Here is an 18,298-nt window from a genome sequence, read left to right on the forward strand (position 1 = left end):
TCAGAACGGCAGCTGCAGGTCCGGCTCCAGCCGCAGCAGGTTGTCGCGGAACGCCTGCTGGATGCGCGCCATCGCCGCACTGTTCTCGGCATCGAAGCGCATCACCAGCACCGGCGTGGTGTTGGACGCACGCACCAGGCCCCAGCCATCCGACCAATCCACCCGCACGCCATCCAGGGTGGTCTGGCGGGCGCCTTCGAACGTCGCGGTCAGGCGGAAGCGCTCGACGAAGGCATGCGGGTCGCCATCCGGGGCTTCGACCTTGATCTCGGCGGTGGATACACCGTCGGGCAGCGCGTCGAACACTGCGTCCGGCGTCTCCTCGCGCGCGTCCAGGATCTCCAGCAGCCGCGCTGCGGCATAGATGCCGTCGTCGAAGCCGAACCAGCGCTCGGCGAAGAAGAAGTGGCCGCTCATCTCGCCGGCCAGCGCCGCGTCCACCTCGCGCATCTTCGACTTGATCAGCGAATGCCCGGTCTTCCACATCAGCGGGCTGCCGCCGTAGCGCAGGATCTGCACCGGCAGGCGCCCGGTGCACTTCACGTCGTAGACGATCACCGCGCCGGGATTGCGTTCCAGCACGTCGGCGGCGAACAGCATCAGCAAGCGGTCGGGGAAGATGTTCTTGCCCGCCTTCGTCACCACGCCGAGGCGGTCACCATCGCCATCGAAGGCGATGCCGAGGTCGGCATCCAGCCGCTGCACCATCTGCACCAGCGCCTCGAGGTTGCGCGGTTCGCTGGGATCGGGATGGTGGTTGGGGAAGGTGCCATCGATATCGCAGAACAGCGGCGTGACGTCGGCGCCGATCGCCTCCAGCACGCGGGGTCCAAGCACCCCGGCCACACCGTTGCCGGCATCCACCACCACCTTCAGACGCTGGCCGATCTGGATGTCGCCGGCGATGCGCTGGACGTAGTCCTCGCCGATGTCACGCTCCTCGAGATTGCCCGGCGTGTCGGCGGTCAGCAGGCGGTCCTCGGCAATACGGGCGTGCAGGTCCTTGATCGCATCACCCGACAGGGTCTCTCCGCCGATGACGATCTTGAAACCGTTGTAATCGGGCGGGTTGTGGCTGCCGGTGATGGCCACGCCGCAACCGGTGCGCAGGTGGTAGCCACCGAAATACACCACCGGCGTCGGCGCCATGCCGATGTCGATGACGTGGCGGCCGGCCTTGCGCAGGCCTTCGATCAGGCCCTGGGCGAGGGTCGGCCCGGACAGGCGGCCGTCGCGGCCGACCACGATGGCTTCCAGCCCCTGCTCGGCCATCACCGAGCCGATCGCCTGCCCGATCAGCTCGGCCACACCGGCGTCCAGCGACTGGCCGACGACGCCGCGGATGTCATAGGCGCGGAAGATGCGGTGATCGATCACCACCTGCACCCTGGACGCGGGTTTGGCGGCATCCTGCTCGCGCTCCTTGGCGCGCGTTACCGCCTCGACCGGCGGCAGGGTCTGCTGCAGGTCCGACAGGGTGGGCCCGGCCTCGACTTCGCCCGCGCCGCCCATTGCCAGCAGCCGCGGCCGCAGCACGAACCACAGGCCACCGCTCACCAGCAGCAGGATGATCCCCAGCCCGAGCGCGGTCCAGCCGCTCAGGCCGAACGGCGCGGCCATGCTGTCCGGTGCCGCCGCGGCCACCCGCAGCTCGCTGTCCGGCACCCTTGCGCCCAGCGCCTCGGCCGCCGCGGCCAGCCCGACCTCCCCCCGCTCGATCACGCTGCGCTGCCCCTGGCGCAGCGCCAGGTAGGTACCACCCGGCAGCACCGGGCTTTCCACGCTGCTGCGCAGCCTGTCCAAGGGCAATTCCACGTAGGCGATCATTCGCCCCTCGCCGACCGGGGCGGCCAGCGCCAGCCGCGTCCCGCCACCGGCGCGCACCACGCGCACCGCCATCTTGCCCGTGCTCAGCGCATCCTCGGCGGTCGCCAGGCTGCCGAATCCACTGCGCGGCAGCTGCTGGTAGCGCGCATCCAGATCCGACGGCCACAGCTCGGCGCGCTGGACCTCGCCCCAGCCCTTGAGCACCGATGCCGCCGCGGCGGCGTCGCCCGCGGCCAGCGGGGTGGTGAATTCCTTGGCCGCCAGCCGTGCGCCGAACTTCTGGCGATGCTCATTGAGCGTGCGCCGCACGCCCACCACCACGTCATCGCGGGCGAACTCGAGCGCGCTCTGGCGGCTGTCGTCGCGCTGGCGCAGCCCGCCGGCAACCAGGCACCACAGCCCCAGGACGCCCAGCAGCGCGATCAGCCACGGCAGCGCGCGCGCCGCCTGCAGCGGGTCGTACGCCAGCTTGCCGTCCGCTTCCGCGCCAGCGGCGCCTTTCTTCCCACCCAATCCGAACAATGCCATCGCGTTCCCCTGTCAGCGCACGCCGGTGTGGCCGAAGCCGCCCTGTCCGCGTGCGCTCTCCTCGAAAGTATCCACCACCTGCAGCGCGGCACGCACCACCGGCATCAGCACAAGCTGGGCGATGCGGTCGCCGGGCTCCACGGTGAAGGCGGTGGCGCTGCGATTCCACAGGCTGACCATCAGCGGCCCCTGGTAGTCGGCGTCGATCAGTCCGGTACCGTTGCCCAGCACGATGCCGTGCTTGTGCCCCAGCCCAGAGCGCGGCAGGATCATCGCGCACAGCCCGGGATCGCCGATGTGGATGGCCAGCCCCGACGGCACCAGCACGGCCTGCCCGGGGGCCAGCTCCAGCGGTGCGTCCAGCGCGGCACGCAGGTCCAGTCCGGCGCTGTGCGCGGTGGCATAGTCGGGCAGCGGCCATTCGCCGCCGATGCGCGGGTCCAGCACTTTCACCTGCAGCGTGCGTTGGCTCATGCGGCCTCCCCGGCCTGCAAGCGTTCGCCGATGATATCCAGCAGCACCGCCGCCAGTTCGGCCTTGGGCGCGGGCCCGAGGGCACGCTCGCCAGCGGCGTCGATGACCAGCAGCGCGTTGTCGTCGCTTTCGAATCCGCTGCCCGCCAGCCCGACCCGGTTGGCGCAGATCATGTCCAGCCGCTTGCGCTCCAGCTTGTCGCGCGCGTAGCGGGCCACGTCGTCGGTTTCGGCGGCGAACCCCACCACCAGCCGCGGCCGCTGCGGGTGGATGGCCACCTCCGCCAGCACGTCGCGGGTCTTGACCAGTTCCAGCACCAGCGTGTCCTGGCCAGGCTGCTTCTTCAGCTTGCTGGCAGCGATCGCGCGCGGGGTGAAATCGGCCACTGCCGCCGCGCCGATGTAGGCATCGCAGGGCAGCGCCGCCATCACCGCGTCGAACATCTGCGCCGCGCTGCGCACGTCCACGCGGGCGACGCCCGGCGGTGTCGGCAACTGCACGGGACCGGCCACCAGCACCACCTCGGCACCGCGCTGCGCCGCGGCGGCGGCAATCGCGAAGCCCATCTTGCCGCTGCTGCGATTGCCTAGGAAACGCACCGGGTCGATGTCCTCGAAGGTCGGGCCGGCGCTAACCACGAGGCGCATGCCCGCCAGCGTCGCGCTCATGCGCCCACCGCCAGCGCGGCCACGATTTCCGCCGGCTCGGCCATCCGCCCGGGGCCGGATTCGCCTTCGGCCAGCGGGCCGTCGTTGGGGCCAACCATGCGCACACCGCGCGCCACCAGCGTGGCGACGTTCGCTTGGGTGGCCGGATGCCGCCACATCCGGTGGTTCATCGCCGGCGCGACCAGCAGCGGCGCCTCGGTGGCCAGGCACAGGGTGGACACCAGGTCATCGGCCAGCCCGTGCGCCAGCTTCGCCAGCGTGTTGGCCGTGGCCGGGGCCACCACCACGTGCTGGGCCCAGCCGGCCAGTTCCAGGTGCCCCATCGCCGCCTCGGCCTGCGCATCCCACAGGGAGGTGCGCACCGGCCGGTGCGAGAGGGCCTGGAAGGTCTGCGCGCCGACGAAGCGCTGCGCGCTGTCGGTCATCGCCACCTGCACCTCGGCGCCGGCGTCGCGCAGCCGCCGCACCAGCTCGGCGGACTTGTACGCGGCGATGCCGCCACAGACGCACAGCAGCACGCGGACGTCGCCGGCGGGGGAAAACGTAGCCTGCATCGGGCCATTCCCTGACCACTTGGAGAAGCAGCAGCTTACCCGATGCCGGGGCTGCATCCTTTGCCCCGCGCGGCTGGCCGACGCACGCTGGCCGCATGCATATCCGCGACTGGCCCGAAACCGAACGCCCCCGCGAAAAGCTGCTGGCCCGCGGCCCCGGCAGCCTGTCCGACGCCGAGCTGCTGGCGCTGTTCCTCGGCTCCGGCATCGCCGGCAGCGACGCCGTGGCCAGCGCGCGCGGCCTCTTGGCCGGCCAGGGCGGCCTGCGCCGGCTGCTGGACCGCGACGCCAAGGCGCTGACCGGCTTGCGCGGCATCGGCCCGGCCCGCGCCTGCCTGCTGGCGGCGGCACTGGAACTGGGCCATCGCCACCTGGCCGCGCAGCTTGAACGCGGCGAGGCGCTGGGCGATCCCGCCTGCGCCGGCCGCTACTTCGCGCAGCGCCTGCGCGGGCAACCGCACGAGGTGTTCGCGGTGCTCTACCTGGACACGCGCCACCGCGCGCTGGGCTTCGAGGAGCTGTTCCGCGGCGGCATCGACGGCGCCGAAGTGCACCCGCGCATCCTCGTCCAGCGCGCGCTGGCCCACGGTGCGGCGGCGGCCATCATCGGCCACAACCATCCCAGCGGCAGTCCCGATCCGAGTGCCGCCGACCGGGCGGTGACCACGCGCATCAAGCAGGCACTGGCGCTGGTGGACGTGCGGCTGCTGGACCACTTCGTGGTCGGCGACGGCCCGCCCACCTCGATGGCGCAGCTCGGGCTGGTCTGAAGGCGCCCTCGCGTACAATGGCCGGTAGATTCAACCGCAGCATTCCCGCACGTGAAAACCCAGCTCCGCGCCCTGATCGAACAGGGCCTGTCCGCCCTGCGCAACGCAGGCATCCTGCCTGCAGACCTCGCCAGCCCTGACTTCTCGGTCGAGCGGCCGAAGGAGCGCGCGCACGGCGACTTCTCCACCAATGCGGCGATGCTGCTGGCCAAGGCCGCGCGCAGCAATCCGCGCGCGCTGGCGCAGCAGCTGATCGAGGCACTGCCGTCCTCCGATGCGGTCGCCAAGGTCGAGATCGCTGGCCCCGGCTTCATCAATTTCCACCTGACCGCCGCCGCATGGCAGCAGCAGGTGCGCGACATCCATGCCAGCGGCGCCGCCTTCGGCCGCAACCCCAGCGGCGACGGCAAGATGGTGGGCGTGGAATACGTGTCCGCCAACCCGACCGGACCGCTGCACGTGGGCCACGGCCGCGCCGGCGTGATCGGCGACTGCATCGCGCGGGTGATGGCCGCCAACGGCTGGGACGTGAAGCGCGAGTTCTACTACAACGACGCCGGCGTGCAGATCAACAACCTGGCGATCTCCACCCAGGCCCGCGCCAAGGGCCTGAAGCCGGGCGATGCCGACTGGCCCGCCGACGCCTACAACGGCGACTACATCGCCGACGTCGCCGCCGCCTACCTGCGCGGCGACAGCGTGGAGGTGGACGGCCACGTCGTCACCGGCAAGGACGACGCCAACGACCTCGACGCCATCCGCGCCTTCGCGGTGGCGTACCTGCGCCGCGAGCAAAACGCCGACCTGCAGGCCTTCGGCGTGTCGTTCGACCGCTACTTCCTGGAGTCCTCGCTGTACACCGACGGCAAGGTCGAGGAGACCGTGCGCGAACTCATCGCCAAGGGCCACACCTACGAGGAAGGCGGCGCGCTGTGGCTGCGCACCACCGACTTCGGGGACGACAAGGACCGGGTAATGCGCAAGTCCGACGGCACCTACACCTACTTCGTGCCGGACGTCGCCTACCACCTCTCCAAGTGGCAGCGCGGCTACCAGCGCGCGGTCACCGAGCTGGGCGCCGACCACCACGGCTCGCTGGCGCGCGTGCGCGCCGGGCTGCAGGCGCTGGATTGCGGCATCCCCGCCGGCTACCCGGACTACGTTCTGCACCAGATGGTCACGGTGATGCGCGGCGGCGAGGAGGTGAAGCTGTCCAAGCGTGCCGGCTCGTACCTGACCCTGCGCGACCTGATCGACGAGGCCGGCCGCGACGCCACCCGCTGGTTCCTGGTCGCACGCAAGCCGGATTCGCAGCTCACCTTCGACATCGACCTGGCGCGCTCGCAGTCCAACGACAACCCGGTCTACTACGTGCAGTACGCGCATGCCCGCATCTGCAGCCTGCTACGCCAGGCCGGCGAAAAGGGCTACGCGTACGACGCGGCGAACGGCGCCGCCTCGCTGCAGGTGCTGGACGATGCGCCGGCACAGGAACTGATGCGCGAACTGTCGCGCTTCCCGGAAGTGGTGGAGGCCGCCGGCGCCACGCTGGAGCCGCACCTGGTCGCGCAGTATCTGCGCGAACTGGCCAACGCCTTCCACGGCTGGTACCACGCCAGTCCGGTGCTGGTGGAGGACGCCAATCTGCGCGACGCGCGCCTGACCCTGGCGCTGGCCACCCGCCAGGTGCTGGCCAACGGCCTTGACCTGCTGGGCGTTTCCGCCCCGGAGAGCATGTGATGGCGGCACGACGCGGGAAGTCCCAGGCAAAAAGGAATTCGTCCGGCGGCCTGCCGGGCTGGGCCTGGCTGGTGATCGGTGTCCTGCTGACGCTGCTGGCAGTGCTGCTGCTGCCGCGCTATCTCAAGTCCGACGGCAGCGACGGCTTCTTCCGGCCCAAGCCCAATCCCGACGCCCTGCCCGCCGCGGTAAGCGACGAGGGCGAGGCGATCGCGCCGGATACCGCCCCCGCTGGCGAGGGCAAGGCCGACGCGGACAAGCCCAAGCCCACCCAGTACGACTTCTACACGCTGCTGCCTGGCCAGGAAGTGGCGGTGAGCGACGCCGAGCTGGCGGCGAGCGCGAAGGCCGAAGCCGAAGCACAAGCCAACGCTGCCAGGCAGGCCAGCGCCGCGGAGACAGCGCCGGCCGCGGCCAGCAGCCCCGACGCCCTGCCCACGCCGCTCGGTGAAACCCCGGCTGCCGCCACGCCCGCACCCACCGCCGCGGCGACCGCAAGCGCGGAGGCTGCCCGCACTGCGCCGGCAACCCGCTACATCCTGCAGGCCGGCGCCTTCGGTGCATCCGGCGACGCCGAGGCCACCAAGGCCCGGATCGCGCTGCTCGGCCTGAACGCCCGCGTGGAATCCGCGCAGATCGATGGCAAGACCGTCTACCGGGTGCGCATGGGGCCGTACGGCAGCGCCTCCGAACTGGCGGACGCCAAGGCCAAGCTGGCCGGCAGCGGCCTGCCGGCGATGGCAGTCAAGACCCACTGAGGCCCGCGGCCGCGGCAGTAGAATGCGGGGATGAAGACCACGCCCCGCACCGCCCTCATCACCGGCGCCACCGCCGGCTTCGGCCGCGCCGCCGCGCGCCGCTTCATCGCCGCCGGCTGGCAAGTCATCGCCACTGGCCGCCGCGCCGAGCGCCTCGACGCCCTACGCGAGGAGCTCGGCGAGGCCCTGCACCCCGCCTGCTTCGACATCCGCGACGAGGCCGCCATGCGCGCTGCGCTGGATGCGTTGCCGGAACGCTTCCGCGGGATCGACCTGCTGGTCAACAACGCCGGGCTGGCGCAAGGCACGAAGCCGGCGCAGGACGCGCTGCTGTCCGACTGGAAGACCATGATCGACACCAACGTCACCGCGCTGGTGACGCTCACCCACGCCCTGCTGCCGACGCTCATTGCGCGCAAGGGCGCCATCATCAACATCAGTTCCACCGCGGCCACCTACCCCTACACCGGCGGCAATGCCTACGGCGGCACCAAGGCCTTCGTCAGCCAGTTCTCGCTGGGCCTGCGCGCCGACCTGCACGGCACCGGCGTGCGCGTGACCGCAATCGAACCGGGCATGGCCGAAACCGAGTTCACCGTGGTCCGCACCCACGGCGACCAGGCCGCCTCCGACAAGCTCTATGGCGGCGCCAACCCGATGACCGCCGACGACATCGCCGAGACGATCTTCTGGGTCGCCAGCCAGCCGGCGCACCTGAACATCAACCGGATCGAGCTGATGCCGACCTCGCAGTCGTTCGCCGGTTTCCAGGTGCATCGCCAGGCCTGACGCCCGAGGCGGGGTGAAGCAGGCGCCCGATCAGGTCGCTGCAGCCGGGACCGCCGCGGAGGCCCGCAGGGCGCGACCGCGCAGGCGCAGGAACGGTCGTTCCACCAGATAGTGCAGCGCCGCGGCCGCGCACAGCGAAGCCGCGCCATAGACCAGCCACGCGACAATGCCGCGCCCGTCCAGCCACCCGCCCCAGTGCCCCTGCACCACCGCGTACATCGGCTTGTGGACGAGGTAGAGGCTGTAGGAGATCGCAGCGATCCAGCCCGCGCCCGGCAGCGCACGCACGCCCAGCACGCCGCGCGCCTGCGCGCCGGCGAACACCAGCAGCGCCAGCCCCAGCGACAGCACCGGCCAGCCGATGCTGTTGCCGGGCAGCCCGACGCGGTCGCGGAACAGCCAGAACGCCAGCGCCATCACCGCCACGCCGGCCAGCGCGAACCCGTTGGCGTGGTTCGCGGCGCGGGCCCACGATGCGGGCCGGTAGGACTGCCACGCAGCCAGCATCACCCCCATCAGCAGGCCGTCGAGACGGTTCCAGGTGGGGTAATAGATGTCCTCGACGAACCACGGACGCTGCGGTTGGGTGGCGTCATCGTGCAGCCAGATGCCGCTGCGCAGGGCGATCCCGCCCAGCAGCACGGCAACGCACACGCCCCAGAACTTCGCCGGCGACGGCTTGCGCGCCAGCAGCAGCGCCAGCGCGGGGAACAGCAGGTAGAAGTGTTCTTCCACGCACAGCGACCACGCGTGCGAGAACGCGGCATTGGCGGCGTAGTCGATATCGAGGTTGACGAAGAACAGCGCGAACTTCCACCACGGCTCCATCCCCGGCGCCTCGCGGAAGCCCGGCCACAGCAGGTAGACCGCCAGCACCACCCAGAACGCGGGCAGGATGCGGAATGCGCGCTTCAGGTAGAAGTCGCGCAGCGACGGTGTCGCCCCGTTCGCCAGCGGCCGCAGCAGCTGCCCGCCAATCAGGTAGCCGCTGAGCACGAAGAACAGGTCCACCCCCATCCAGCCGTAGCGCGAAAGCCACGCCCAGTCCGGCCCGAGCCCGCCGACGATGAAGCTGTGGAACTGCATCGTCCACAGCACCGCGATGGCGCGCAGCAGGTCCAGGCCCGGCAGGCGCGCCGGCGCCGCGGCGTCGCTCACTGCGGCGTGTCGTCGAGGTAGGTGTAGGCGGTCAGCCCGGCTTCCAGTGCGGCCTTCAGCGCGTCGCTCTCGGCGGCGGGCAGGTTCGCCGCATCCACCTTCGCGGCGTATTCGCGGCGCAGGTCGGCCAGCTTGTAGCCGACGTAGTCCAGCATCACGTCGGTGGTATCACCGCGGCGCTGCTGGCCGATGGCGAAACCCTCGCCCTGGCAGCGCACCTCGATGGCATCGGTGTCGCCGAACAGGTTGTGGATGTCGCCCAGGATCTCCTGGTAGGCACCGACGAGGAAGAAGCCAAGGCGGTAGTTCTCTCCCTTGCGCAGCTCGTGCAGCGGCAGCGAGGAGTCGAGGTCCTCGTTCTCCACGTAGGTGTCGATCTTGCCGTCGGAGTCGCAGGTCAGGTCGGCGATGATGCCGCGCCGCGTCGGCACTTCGTCCAGCCGCTCGATCGGGGTGATCGGGAACACCTGGTCGATCGCCCACACGTCGGGCATCGATTCGAACACGCTGAAGTTGACGAAGTACTTGTCGACCAGCCGCTCGTTGAGTTCGTCGAGCAGGTCGCGGTGGCTCTTCTCGTCGTAGGTCAGGCGCGCCTTCACCGCATGGGCGATCGCGTAGAACAGGTCGTCGATGCGCGCGCGCTGCACCAGGTCCAGCTGGCCCAGCGCGTACAGGCTCAGGCCTTCCGCATGCGCCTGCGTGGCCTCGTGGAAGACTTCCACCGCCGGGCGCTGCGCCATCTCCCCATGCAGCTCGCGCAGCTGGCGCACCGGCGTGGACTCGTCGCTGTGCGATTCCGGCACGCGGCCTTCCGGCGCACGCTCGACCTCGCTGACGTTGGTCACCAGCACCGCGTGGTGGGCGGTCATCGCGCGGCCGCATTCGGTGAGGATGCGCGGCGGCACCAGGCCTTCCTCGCGGCAGGCATCGGCGAGCGGCTGCACGATGCTGGAGGCGTAGTGGTGGATGCCGTAGTTGACCGAATTGAAGGAGCGCGAGCGCGTGCCTTCGTAGTCGATGCCGAGGCCACCGCCAACATCAACATGGGTGATATTGGCGCCCAGCCGCGACAGCTCGACGAAATAGCGGGTGGCCTCGCGCATGCCGGCGGCGATGTCGCGCACGTTGGAGATCTGGCTGCCCATGTGGAAGTGCAGCAGCTGCAGGCACTCGCCCATGCCGGAATCGCGCAGCTCCTTCCACAGCGTCAGCAGCTGGCGCGGGTCCAGCCCGAACTTGGCCTTGTCGCCACCGCTGTTCTGCCACTTGCCGGCGCCCAGCGAGGCCAGCCGCATGCGCACGCCCAAGCCCGGCTTGACGCCCAGCGCGGCCGCTTCCTCCAGCGCCACCTTCAGCTCGGAGGGCTTTTCGATGACGATGAAGGTCTGCAGGCCGAGCTTGCGCCCGATCAGCGCCAGCCGGATGTATTCGCGGTCCTTGTAGCCGTTGCAGACGATGGTGCCGCCAGGGCGCGACAGTGCCAGCACCGCCATCAGCTCGGGCTTGCTGCCCGCCTCCAGCCCGAAGCCCTCGCCGTGGTGCGACGCCAGCGTGCCGGCGACCCCGGCGTGCTGGTTGACCTTGATCGGATAGACCGCGGTGTACCCGCCGGTGTAGTCCCAGTCCTGCCGCGCCTGCGCGAACGCGGTCTGCAGTTTCTGCAGGCGATGGCCGAGGATGTCGGGGAAGCGCACCAGCACCGGCAGGTTGCCGCCGTCCGCCAGCGAGGCATCGACGACCTCGGGCAGCGCGATCTCCGGGCCATCCGTGCCCTTCGGACGCACCACGATGCGGCCCTGCGCGTCGACGTCGAAATAGCCGTCCGCCCAGTGCGGGATCGAATAGGTCTTGCGGGCAAGGTCGGGGGACCAGTGGGACATCGCGGCAACTCCGGCAAACAGGCGCGCATTGTAGGGCCGCGCCCGTCCCGCTGCGGTGACCGCGCCAGGCGGGCTGCCCCCAGGCCGCCGCCCGGCGGACCGCCACGACATGCCGGGAAACCCCTTTCGCTACAATGCGCGGTTACCACGATTCCCCGGAACCCCCGCCATGACCGACTCCAACTGGCTGTACGAGAACTTCGACAAGGCCGGCTCGTCCATCGGCTTCCGCATCACCCGCAAGCTGGACGAGGTGCAGTCGCCGTTCCAGAAGATCGAGATCTTCGAGTCGACCGACTGGGGCAACGTCATGCTGATCGACGGCGCGATGATGCTGACCAGCCGCGACAATTTCCTGTATCACGAGATGATGTCGCACCCCGCGCTGTTCACCCATGCCGACCCGAAGCGCGTGGTGATCATCGGTGGCGGCGACTGCGGCACGCTGCGCGAGGTGCTGCGCCACCCGGGCGTGGAGAAGGCCGTCCAGTGCGACATCGACGAGCAGGTCACGCGGATGGCAGAGAAGTACTTCCCCGAGCTGTGCGAATCCAACGCCGACCCGCGCGCCGAACTGCTGTTCGATGACGGCATCGCCTACATGGCCAACTGCGAACCCGGCAGCGTGGACATCGTGATCGTCGACTCGACCGACCCGGTCGGCCCGGCCGAGGGCCTGTTCAACAAGGCATTCTTCGAAAGCTGCCACCGCGCGCTCAAGGACGACGGCATCCTGGTCCAGCAGAGCGAATCGCCGCTGGTGCTGCTCGACCTGATCAAGGCGATGCGTGCGGAAATGGGCAAGGCCGGTTTCCACAGCTTCCAGACCCTGCCGTTCCCGCAGCCCTGCTACCCCACCGGCTGGTGGAGCTGCACGATGGCGAAGAAAGCGGCGGGCGCCGGGTTCGACTTCCGCGAAGCCGATGCCCGCGGCAAGGGTTTCGCCACGCTCTACTACACCGCCGACATCCACAAGGGCGCGCAGAGCCTGCCGCCTTTTGTGACGGCCGCCCTGAAAGCCTGACCTGCCGGGAGGCAGCTCCCCCACTGCCTCCGGCAAACCGCATACCATCGAGTCGTCGCAACCCGTCGGCGGTGGCATGCAGGAGCCCGGATGGAAATGACCCGGTTGCTGCGAAGGGCAAGCCTGCTGCTGGCACTCATGCTGGCGGCCAGCGTCGGCGTGGCCGCCCAGCCAAGCGGCCAGCACGCGGAGGCGGTTTCGCCGTCGGCCAGCCGGTTCGACGCGGTGTTCGCCGAGGTCATCGGTCCGGGCTCGATGGACATGACCTGGGAGGACTACGAGGCCCGCCTGCAGCAGCTGCGCGTGCTGTTGCCGCAGGGGGATCGCAAGCGCGAGGTGCAGTTCCGTTCGGTCTACTGCACCAGCGAGCGCTGGGAAGATCCGAAGCAGGGGCTGGCCTATGCCGACGAGGCCCAGCGGCGCGCCCAGGCGGCTGGCGATCTGGCCTCGCGGGCGCGCGCGCAGTTCTGCCGGATCGGCTATGTGCAGGAGCTGGAAGGTGCCGGGAAGGCCCTGGGCGAAGCCGACCGCATGGTTGGCATGCTGGAGAATTCAACGGAATCCCAGCTGCTAGGTGAGGCATTGACCGAGCGCGGCTCGCTGCTGTCCCAGCAGGGCGAGCAGGCCAAGGCGCTGCTGGATTTCCAGCGCGCCCGCGCCAGCTTCCGCGCAGCCGGGATCGACCACGAAATCGACACGCTGATGCTGTGGATCGCGATCACCTATCGCCGCATTGGCGACTGGGCGCAGGCCGAGCGCTACTTCACCCGCTCGGTGGAAAGGATGCAGGACAAGCAGGATTGGGATCGTGTGATCACCGATCTGGTGCAGCTTGGCTACCTGTATGACGAGTCGGGTAACGCCGAAAAAGCGAAGGCTTCGTTTGCACGCGCGATCGAGGTTGCCCTTGCCCACAAGGAACCCCTGAGCGCCGCCAATGCACGCGTGGGCCTGGCCGCCGCGCAGGTGTCACTGGGCGAACACGACGACGCCCTGGCGAACCTGGCGCAGGCACGTACGGTCTTCGAGGCGGAAAATCGCCATGGCAACGACGACATGCTGCTGCTGCTCACCGGCCAGGCGCTTGCCGGCAAGGGCCAGCACCAGAAGGCGCTGGCCAACTACGCGCAGGCGCTGCCGTTGATCGAGAAGGACGGCAACCAGCGCTACCTGGCTCTCCTCTACCAGGCGCGCGCGGCCAGCCAGGAGGCACTGGGCAACGCCGCGCAGGCGCTTGCCGACTACAAGCGCTACTCGGCCCTGCAGACGTCGCTGCAGGGCAAGATGCGGCTGGAGCAGAGCCGGCTGCTGGAATACGAGTACGAGATCCGCAAGCGCGAGTTCGAGAACCATCGGCTGCGCGCCGAAGCCAGCACCCGCAAGTCCCAGCTGCAGGCGCTGGAGCGGGTCCGCCACTGGCAGACGCTGGCCCTGTTGCTGGGCGTGCTGCTGGTCGCGGTGCTGGGGGCGCTGGCCCTGCGCCAGCGCAAGCGCACGCGCCGCCTGCGCACACTGGCGATGACCGACCCGCTGACCGAGGTGGCCAGCCGCCGTGCCATCGAGAAGATCGCCGAGCGCGCACTTGCCGAAGCGGCGCAGCTGCAGGCTCCGGTCTCGGTGCTGTTGCTGGATCTGGACCACTTCAAGACGATCAACGACCGCTATGGCCATGCCGCCGGCGACGAAGTCCTGCGCGCGACCACGCAGGCCTGGCAGGCGCAGCTGCGCGGGCGCGACCGGCTGGGACGGATCGGCGGGGAGGAGTTCGCGGTGGTCTGCATGGATGCCAACCGCGAACAGGCGCTGGCGATCGCCGGCCGCCTGCTCGCCGCCACCCGCTCCCTGGAACTGCCGGGCATCGATTCCGCCCTGCACGTGCGTACCAGCATCGGCGTCGCCGAAGCGCACCCCGGCGACAACCGCGCGACGCTGTTCGCGCGCGCCGATGCGGCGCTCTATCGCGCCAAGCAGCAGGGCCGCGACCGGGTGGAGGAATAGCCGCGGCTACAGCGCGTCGCCGTCCAGTTCACCGGTGCGGATACGCACCACCTGCTCCAGGTCCCATACGAAGATCTTGCCGTCGCCGATCTTGCCGGTACCGGCAGCCCTGATGATGGCCTCGGTCACCGCGTCCACGCGGTCGTCGGTGACCGCGATCTCCAGCTTGATCTTTGGCAGGAAGTCCACCACGTACTCGGCGCCGCGATACAGCTCGGTATGCCCCTTCTGGCGGCCGAAACCCTTCACCTCGGTGGCGGTGATGCCGGCCACGCCGACCTCGGCCAGCGCCTCGCGCACATCGTCCAGCTTGAACGGCTTGATCACCGCCATCACCATTTTCATCATCGACTCTCCTGCATGATGTGGTGAGCATATCGCGGGCGATGCGGGCATACTGCACCGGCAGGATCGGACTTTCCCCACCCTGCGCCGGGTTCCGCGCCGACGGCGCCCGCACCCGCCTCCGCGCATGCTGCAGGCACCCGCAGGAGGCCCTTCCGATGACATCCGCACGCATGATCGACCTGGCCCAACTCGACGAACTCGCCCGCCGCCTCAGCAGCCTGGTACCGCCGGGCCTGCGCGACAGCCGCGAGGAGCTGCAGCAGAACTTCAAGTCGGTGCTGCAGGCCGGTTTGGGCAAGCTGGACCTGGTCACCCGCGAAGAGTTCGACGTGCAGCGCGCGGTGCTGGCGCGCACGCGCGACAAGCTGGAAGCGCTGGAGCGCCAGCTGGCCGAACTGGCCGAAGCTGGCAAGTCCGACGACACCCCGCGCCACTGAGGCCCGCCACCATGAGTCTTGCGATCGTGCACAGCCGTGCGCGGGTGGGCGTGCGTGCGCCGGAGGTCCGGGTGGAGGTGCATCTGGCCGGCGGATTGCCGTCCATGTCCATCGTCGGCCTGCCGGAAGCGGCGGTGCGCGAGGCCAAGGATCGGGTGCGCGCGGCGATCCAGTGCGGGCAGTTCGAGTTCCCCGCCCGCCGCATCACCGTCAACCTCGCCCCCGCAGACCTGCCGAAGGACGGTGGCCGCTATGACCTTGCCATCGCCCTGGGCATCCTGGCCGCCAGCGGCCAATTGTCGGTCGAAGCACTGGATGGCTGGGAATTCATCGCCGAGCTGGCGCTGACCGGCGAGCTGCGGCCCGTGGATGGCGCGCTGGCCGCGGCCCTCGCCACCGGAGCCAGCGGGCGGCGCCTGCTGGTGGCGCCCGGTAACGGCGAGGAAGCCGCGTTGGCGGCAGCCAGCGTGGAGGTCCGCACCGCGCGCACCCTGCTGGAAGTATGCGCGGCGCTGGACGGGCGCAAGACGTTGCCGCTGGCCTGCCCGCGCAGCTGCACGGAAGCACCGATGCCGGACCTGGCCGACGTGCGCGGGCAGGCGCAGGCGCGGCGCGCGCTGGAGATCGCGGCGGCCGGCGCCCACCACCTGTTGCTGGTGGGTCCGCCCGGCAGCGGCAAGACCCTGCTGGCGTCGCGACTGGGCGGCATCCTGCCGGAGCCCGTCGATGCCGAGGCACTCGAAGCCGCCAGCATCGCATCCGCCAGCGGCCGCGGACTGGACCTTGCGCGCTGGCGGCAGCGGCCGTTCCGCGCCCCGCACCACACCGCCAGCGCAGCGGCGCTGGTCGGTGGCGGCAGCGACCCACGGCCCGGAGAAATCTCGCTGGCCCATCACGGCACCCTGTTCCTCGATGAGCTGCCCGAATGGAGCCGGCACGCGCTGGAGGTCCTGCGCGAACCGCTGGAGTCCGGCAGCGTGAGCATTTCGCGCGCCGCCAGGCAGTGCGAATTCCCGGCGCGTTTCCAGCTGGTGGCAGCGATGAATCCGTGTCCGTGCGGCTGGGCCGGCGATCCGTCCGGACGCTGCCTGTGCAGCGACGAGGCGATCCGCCGCTACCGCGGCCGCATTTCCGGGCCGCTGCTGGAGCGCATCGACCTGCATATCGAGGTGCCGCGGATACCGCCCACCGCGCTGCGCACCGACGGTCCGCCAGGCGAAGCCAGCGCCCTGGTGCGCGCGCGCGTGATTGCGGCACGCGCCCGCCAGTACGACCGCTGCGGGCAGGCCAACGCCCGCCTCGACCAGGCCCAGACCAATGCGTTCTGCCGACTGTCGCCGCGCGATACCGCCCTGCTGGAGCGCGCCGTCGACGGTCTGCAATTGTCCGCGCGCTCGCTGCACCGGATCCTGCGCGTGGCCCGCACCATCGCCGACCTGGCCGGCAGCGAGGCCATCGAAACACCGCACCTCTCGGAAGCGATTGGCTACCGCAAGCTGGAGCGCGGGCGTGACCGGGCCGCGGCGTGAGGTCTCTTTCTAGCGTGGCCAGGCACGCCGGTTGGGATCCAACTCGTACGTTTCCATCCGGTCGGCACGGGGTCCGATTCCGCAAACCGCCAACGGACTTTCGGACCAGGGCTCCAAGCCAAACGCGCGCTCGATGTCGACTTCGTTGATCGCGGCGGTCACGAAGCTGCCCAGCCCGGCTTCCGTGGCGCTCAGCAACAACGTCTGCGAGAGATGACCGACGTCGAGAATGCAGACCCGATAGGCCTTCGGGTGGCGGCGGTACTTCCAGAAATTCCGATAAAAGCGCGGCGCGAGCACGCAGAGGGCATGGGCTTCCGCGAAATATTGCTGTCCGCCAACGGCTATCCACGCCAGATAGTCGAGCGCCGTTTTCCCCCGCGCGGCGGGATGCCTCCCCGCATCCGCGAGGATCCGCGCGTCGTCCATCGGCAAGGACTGCAGCGCGTGGCGGGCAGGCAGATAGTGGTAAAGCCCGGGCGCTAGACCATCGACCCGGCGGGCGAGGAGGTAGCATTCGGTGGGATGGAGGGCACCGCCCGAGGGACTGGTGCGCTTGAGGACATCGAAGTCGTCCGCGCCCCGGACGCGCCCGCGCTCCGCGAAGGTCCGCTTAAGGACCTGTGCCAGGCCCGTCAATGGCAGCATCCGCCCGACGTCGAAATTGCGGCAACTGGTACGCGCATCCAAAAGTTCGTCATAGGCAGCGCGAGGGGCGGATGGCAGGACGGTGATCGCGCCGCCGTCGGCGCGCTCATGCAGCATGGGCGGCGGCACACCATAGGCACGACGCAGGCCTTCGGCATTGTGCAGGCCGGCATCTTCAACCTCGCCCGCGGCATCGATGCCGCTCCAGCGCGAGGCATGATGGTAATCCGCGGCAGCCCCATGCCAGTGCAGGGCACGCACGCGCTCGTCTTCCCTGCGCCAGTGCGCCCATGCTGCGGTGCTGCCCACCAGCAGTCCCGCGCGAAGCAGGCGCCGCACGCGCGCCGCGCCGTGGCGCATCCTTAAGGGCGCTGCACTCACCCAATCGCTGGGACTGGTTTCGCCGAGCAGCGCGACTTCCGCTGCGTCCACCTCCACCTCGGCCTGCAGCGCTGGCGCATGCGCAAGCCACCGCATGTGGCTGAGGACCCCGGTATCCCCGGATAACAGCGCCGACAAGTCGAAACGGGTCTCCTCACGGGACTCGAGTCGTAGCAGCGCACATCGCCTGATACGCATGGGTTCATCCAGCAAAAAATCCGATCTTGCCGCTTGCTGCCGGGCAGCGACAAGGGTAGCGTCGCCGACACGCATGTCCGACCACCACAGGGGATACCACCACGATGGCCACCAAGAAGGGCGCCAAGCCCGCGCCGCTCGACCCGAAAGTCACCAGGAAGCTGCTGGACAAGCTCGCCACTGACAACGATTTCCGCCGCCTGTTCAAGAAGGATGCCCATGCGGCCCTGCAGCAGGTCGGATACAAGGTGGAAGCAGGTGCAAATTCCGCGGGCGCGTGCATGCAACTGGCGCCGACCGACCGGATCGCGCCCAAGGCCAAGATCGCCCGCGACCGCGCAAAGCTCGAAAGCGCGCTGAACGTGCCGGTCAGCTTCCTCTGTGCGAAGGAATTCAGCGCGGACTGAGGCGCCTCGCAGCCGATCGACGACGGCCGGGGCGCATGCAAAGCGCCCCGGCTTCGGTCGGATGTCCGACTCCGGATCGCCGGAGGACGGTGCAATACGACTGAAGGCGCTGCGCTTCGACGCTATCCGATGCAGCGCGCCGTGCGGATGCCTGTCAAGGCGCTAACGGCGGTGCGACT

Annotated in this window: 15 protein-coding genes and 1 pseudogene; 9 read left to right on the top strand and 7 right to left on the bottom strand. The window is 69.8% G+C overall.

The genetic code is table 11. From position 1 onward, the window contains the following. The 3 genes and pseudogenes from ICG51_RS05815 to coaBC all read right to left on the bottom strand — a co-directional run bounded on the left by ICG51_RS05815 (position 1) and on the right by coaBC (position 4,051). Positions 1 to 2,355 carry a phosphomannomutase/phosphoglucomutase gene (locus ICG51_RS05815; RefSeq protein ID WP_190282049.1) on the bottom strand — a complete coding sequence of 785 codons (2,355 nt, stop codon included), beginning with the start codon at positions 2,353 to 2,355 and terminating at the stop codon, positions 1 to 3. 12 nt (positions 2,356 to 2,367) lie between these two features. Next, a complete protein-coding gene (gene dut / locus ICG51_RS05820; protein WP_190282050.1) occupies positions 2,368 to 2,829 on the bottom strand; it encodes a dUTP diphosphatase in 462 nt (153 codons plus the stop codon). Continuing rightward, positions 2,826 to 4,051, bottom strand: a pseudogene (gene coaBC / locus ICG51_RS05825) (bifunctional phosphopantothenoylcysteine decarboxylase/phosphopantothenate--cysteine ligase CoaBC). Before coaBC ends, dut begins: the two are co-directional and overlap by 4 nt. A gap of 95 nt (positions 4,052 to 4,146) precedes the next feature. Here coaBC and radC point away from each other — a divergent pair. The 4 genes from radC to ICG51_RS05845 are packed head-to-tail and all read left to right on the top strand — an operon-like array spanning position 4,147 to position 8,108. Further along, positions 4,147 to 4,821: a DNA repair protein RadC gene (radC, locus tag ICG51_RS05830; protein ID WP_190282051.1), complete on the top strand. Its 675-nt coding sequence runs from the start codon at positions 4,147 to 4,149 to the stop codon at positions 4,819 to 4,821. A gap of 51 nt (positions 4,822 to 4,872) precedes the next feature. Next, the gene (gene argS, locus ICG51_RS05835) at positions 4,873 to 6,561 is read left to right on the top strand and encodes an arginine--tRNA ligase (protein WP_190282052.1); all 1,689 of its coding nucleotides are present in this window, start codon (positions 4,873 to 4,875) and stop codon (positions 6,559 to 6,561) included. Further along, complete coding sequence (locus tag ICG51_RS05840) at positions 6,561 to 7,319, top strand: SPOR domain-containing protein (RefSeq protein WP_190282053.1); 759 nt, start codon at positions 6,561 to 6,563, stop codon at positions 7,317 to 7,319. Before argS ends, ICG51_RS05840 begins: the two co-directional genes overlap by 1 nt. A 30-nt stretch (positions 7,320 to 7,349) precedes the next feature. Continuing rightward, positions 7,350 to 8,108 carry an SDR family NAD(P)-dependent oxidoreductase gene (locus tag ICG51_RS05845; protein ID WP_190282054.1) on the top strand — a complete coding sequence of 253 codons (759 nt, stop codon included), beginning with the start codon at positions 7,350 to 7,352 and terminating at the stop codon, positions 8,106 to 8,108. Between the two features lie 30 nt (positions 8,109 to 8,138). Here the strand turns inward: ICG51_RS05845 and ICG51_RS05850 are convergent, their stop codons facing one another. Both ICG51_RS05850 and speA read right to left on the bottom strand, forming a co-directional pair. After that, positions 8,139 to 9,239 carry an acyltransferase gene (locus ICG51_RS05850; protein WP_255428750.1) on the bottom strand — a complete coding sequence of 367 codons (1,101 nt, stop codon included), beginning with the start codon at positions 9,237 to 9,239 and terminating at the stop codon, positions 8,139 to 8,141. A 23-nt stretch (positions 9,240 to 9,262) separates the two neighbouring features. After that, entirely contained in the window at positions 9,263 to 11,149 is a 1,887-nt protein-coding gene (speA, locus tag ICG51_RS05855) for an arginine decarboxylase (protein WP_190282055.1), read from the bottom strand. 169 nt (positions 11,150 to 11,318) lie between these two features. Between speA and speE the strand changes: the two genes are divergently transcribed. Together speE and ICG51_RS05865 are read left to right on the top strand one after the other, a co-directional pair. Beyond that, entirely contained in the window at positions 11,319 to 12,173 is an 855-nt protein-coding gene (gene speE, locus ICG51_RS05860; protein WP_190282056.1) for a polyamine aminopropyltransferase, read from the top strand. Positions 12,174 to 12,269: 96 nt separating this feature from the next. After that, a complete protein-coding gene (locus tag ICG51_RS05865) occupies positions 12,270 to 14,171 on the top strand; it encodes a tetratricopeptide repeat-containing diguanylate cyclase (protein ID WP_190282057.1) in 1,902 nt (633 codons plus the stop codon). Positions 14,172 to 14,177: 6 nt separating this feature from the next. Here ICG51_RS05865 and ICG51_RS05870 read toward each other — a convergent pair whose 3' ends face one another. Beyond that, a complete protein-coding gene (locus ICG51_RS05870; RefSeq protein WP_190282382.1) occupies positions 14,178 to 14,516 on the bottom strand; it encodes a P-II family nitrogen regulator in 339 nt (112 codons plus the stop codon). 173 nt (positions 14,517 to 14,689) lie between these two features. Between ICG51_RS05870 and ICG51_RS05875 the strand changes: the two genes are divergently transcribed. After that, positions 14,690 to 14,956 (top strand): accessory factor UbiK family protein, encoded by a 267-nt coding sequence (locus ICG51_RS05875; protein WP_190282383.1) that lies wholly within the window; start codon positions 14,690 to 14,692, stop codon positions 14,954 to 14,956. Between the two features lie 11 nt (positions 14,957 to 14,967). Next, positions 14,968 to 16,485: a YifB family Mg chelatase-like AAA ATPase gene (locus ICG51_RS05880; protein WP_190282058.1), complete on the top strand. Its 1,518-nt coding sequence runs from the start codon at positions 14,968 to 14,970 to the stop codon at positions 16,483 to 16,485. Between the two features lie 9 nt (positions 16,486 to 16,494). Here the strand turns inward: ICG51_RS05880 and ICG51_RS05885 are convergent, their stop codons facing one another. Further along, positions 16,495 to 17,787 carry a putative peptide maturation dehydrogenase gene (locus ICG51_RS05885; protein WP_190282059.1) on the bottom strand — a complete coding sequence of 431 codons (1,293 nt, stop codon included), beginning with the start codon at positions 17,785 to 17,787 and terminating at the stop codon, positions 16,495 to 16,497. Between the two features lie 29 nt (positions 17,788 to 17,816). Between ICG51_RS05885 and ICG51_RS05890 the strand changes: the two genes are divergently transcribed. Continuing rightward, positions 17,817 to 18,119, top strand: coding sequence for an NHLP-related RiPP peptide (locus ICG51_RS05890; RefSeq protein ID WP_190282060.1), 303 nt, complete (start codon positions 17,817 to 17,819; stop codon positions 18,117 to 18,119). Positions 18,120 to 18,298: the final 179 nt, after the last annotated feature.

The organism is Thermomonas sp. XSG, from assembly GCF_014678725.1.
In the GTDB taxonomy this organism is placed as follows: domain Bacteria; phylum Pseudomonadota; class Gammaproteobacteria; order Xanthomonadales; family Xanthomonadaceae; genus Thermomonas.

Coding starts and splice junctions, on each gene's coding strand:
- ICG51_RS05885 (WP_190282059.1), bottom strand. CDS start 17,787: ATGCGTGTCGGCGACGCTACCCTTGTCGCTGCCCGGCAGCAAGCGGCA.
- ICG51_RS05865 (WP_190282057.1), top strand. CDS start 12,270: ATGACCCGGTTGCTGCGAAGGGCAAGCCTGCTGCTGGCACTCATGCTG.
- speA (WP_190282055.1), bottom strand. CDS start 11,149: ATGTCCCACTGGTCCCCCGACCTTGCCCGCAAGACCTATTCGATCCCG.
- ICG51_RS05890 (WP_190282060.1), top strand. CDS start 17,817: ATGGCCACCAAGAAGGGCGCCAAGCCCGCGCCGCTCGACCCGAAAGTC.
- ICG51_RS05815 (WP_190282049.1), bottom strand. CDS start 2,355: ATGGCATTGTTCGGATTGGGTGGGAAGAAAGGCGCCGCTGGCGCGGAA.
- radC (WP_190282051.1), top strand. CDS start 4,147: ATGCATATCCGCGACTGGCCCGAAACCGAACGCCCCCGCGAAAAGCTG.
- ICG51_RS05845 (WP_190282054.1), top strand. CDS start 7,350: ATGAAGACCACGCCCCGCACCGCCCTCATCACCGGCGCCACCGCCGGC.
- speE (WP_190282056.1), top strand. CDS start 11,319: ATGACCGACTCCAACTGGCTGTACGAGAACTTCGACAAGGCCGGCTCG.
- ICG51_RS05880 (WP_190282058.1), top strand. CDS start 14,968: ATGAGTCTTGCGATCGTGCACAGCCGTGCGCGGGTGGGCGTGCGTGCG.
- ICG51_RS05840 (WP_190282053.1), top strand. CDS start 6,561: ATGGCGGCACGACGCGGGAAGTCCCAGGCAAAAAGGAATTCGTCCGGC.
- dut (WP_190282050.1), bottom strand. CDS start 2,829: ATGAGCCAACGCACGCTGCAGGTGAAAGTGCTGGACCCGCGCATCGGC.
- ICG51_RS05870 (WP_190282382.1), bottom strand. CDS start 14,516: ATGAAAATGGTGATGGCGGTGATCAAGCCGTTCAAGCTGGACGATGTG.
- ICG51_RS05875 (WP_190282383.1), top strand. CDS start 14,690: ATGATCGACCTGGCCCAACTCGACGAACTCGCCCGCCGCCTCAGCAGC.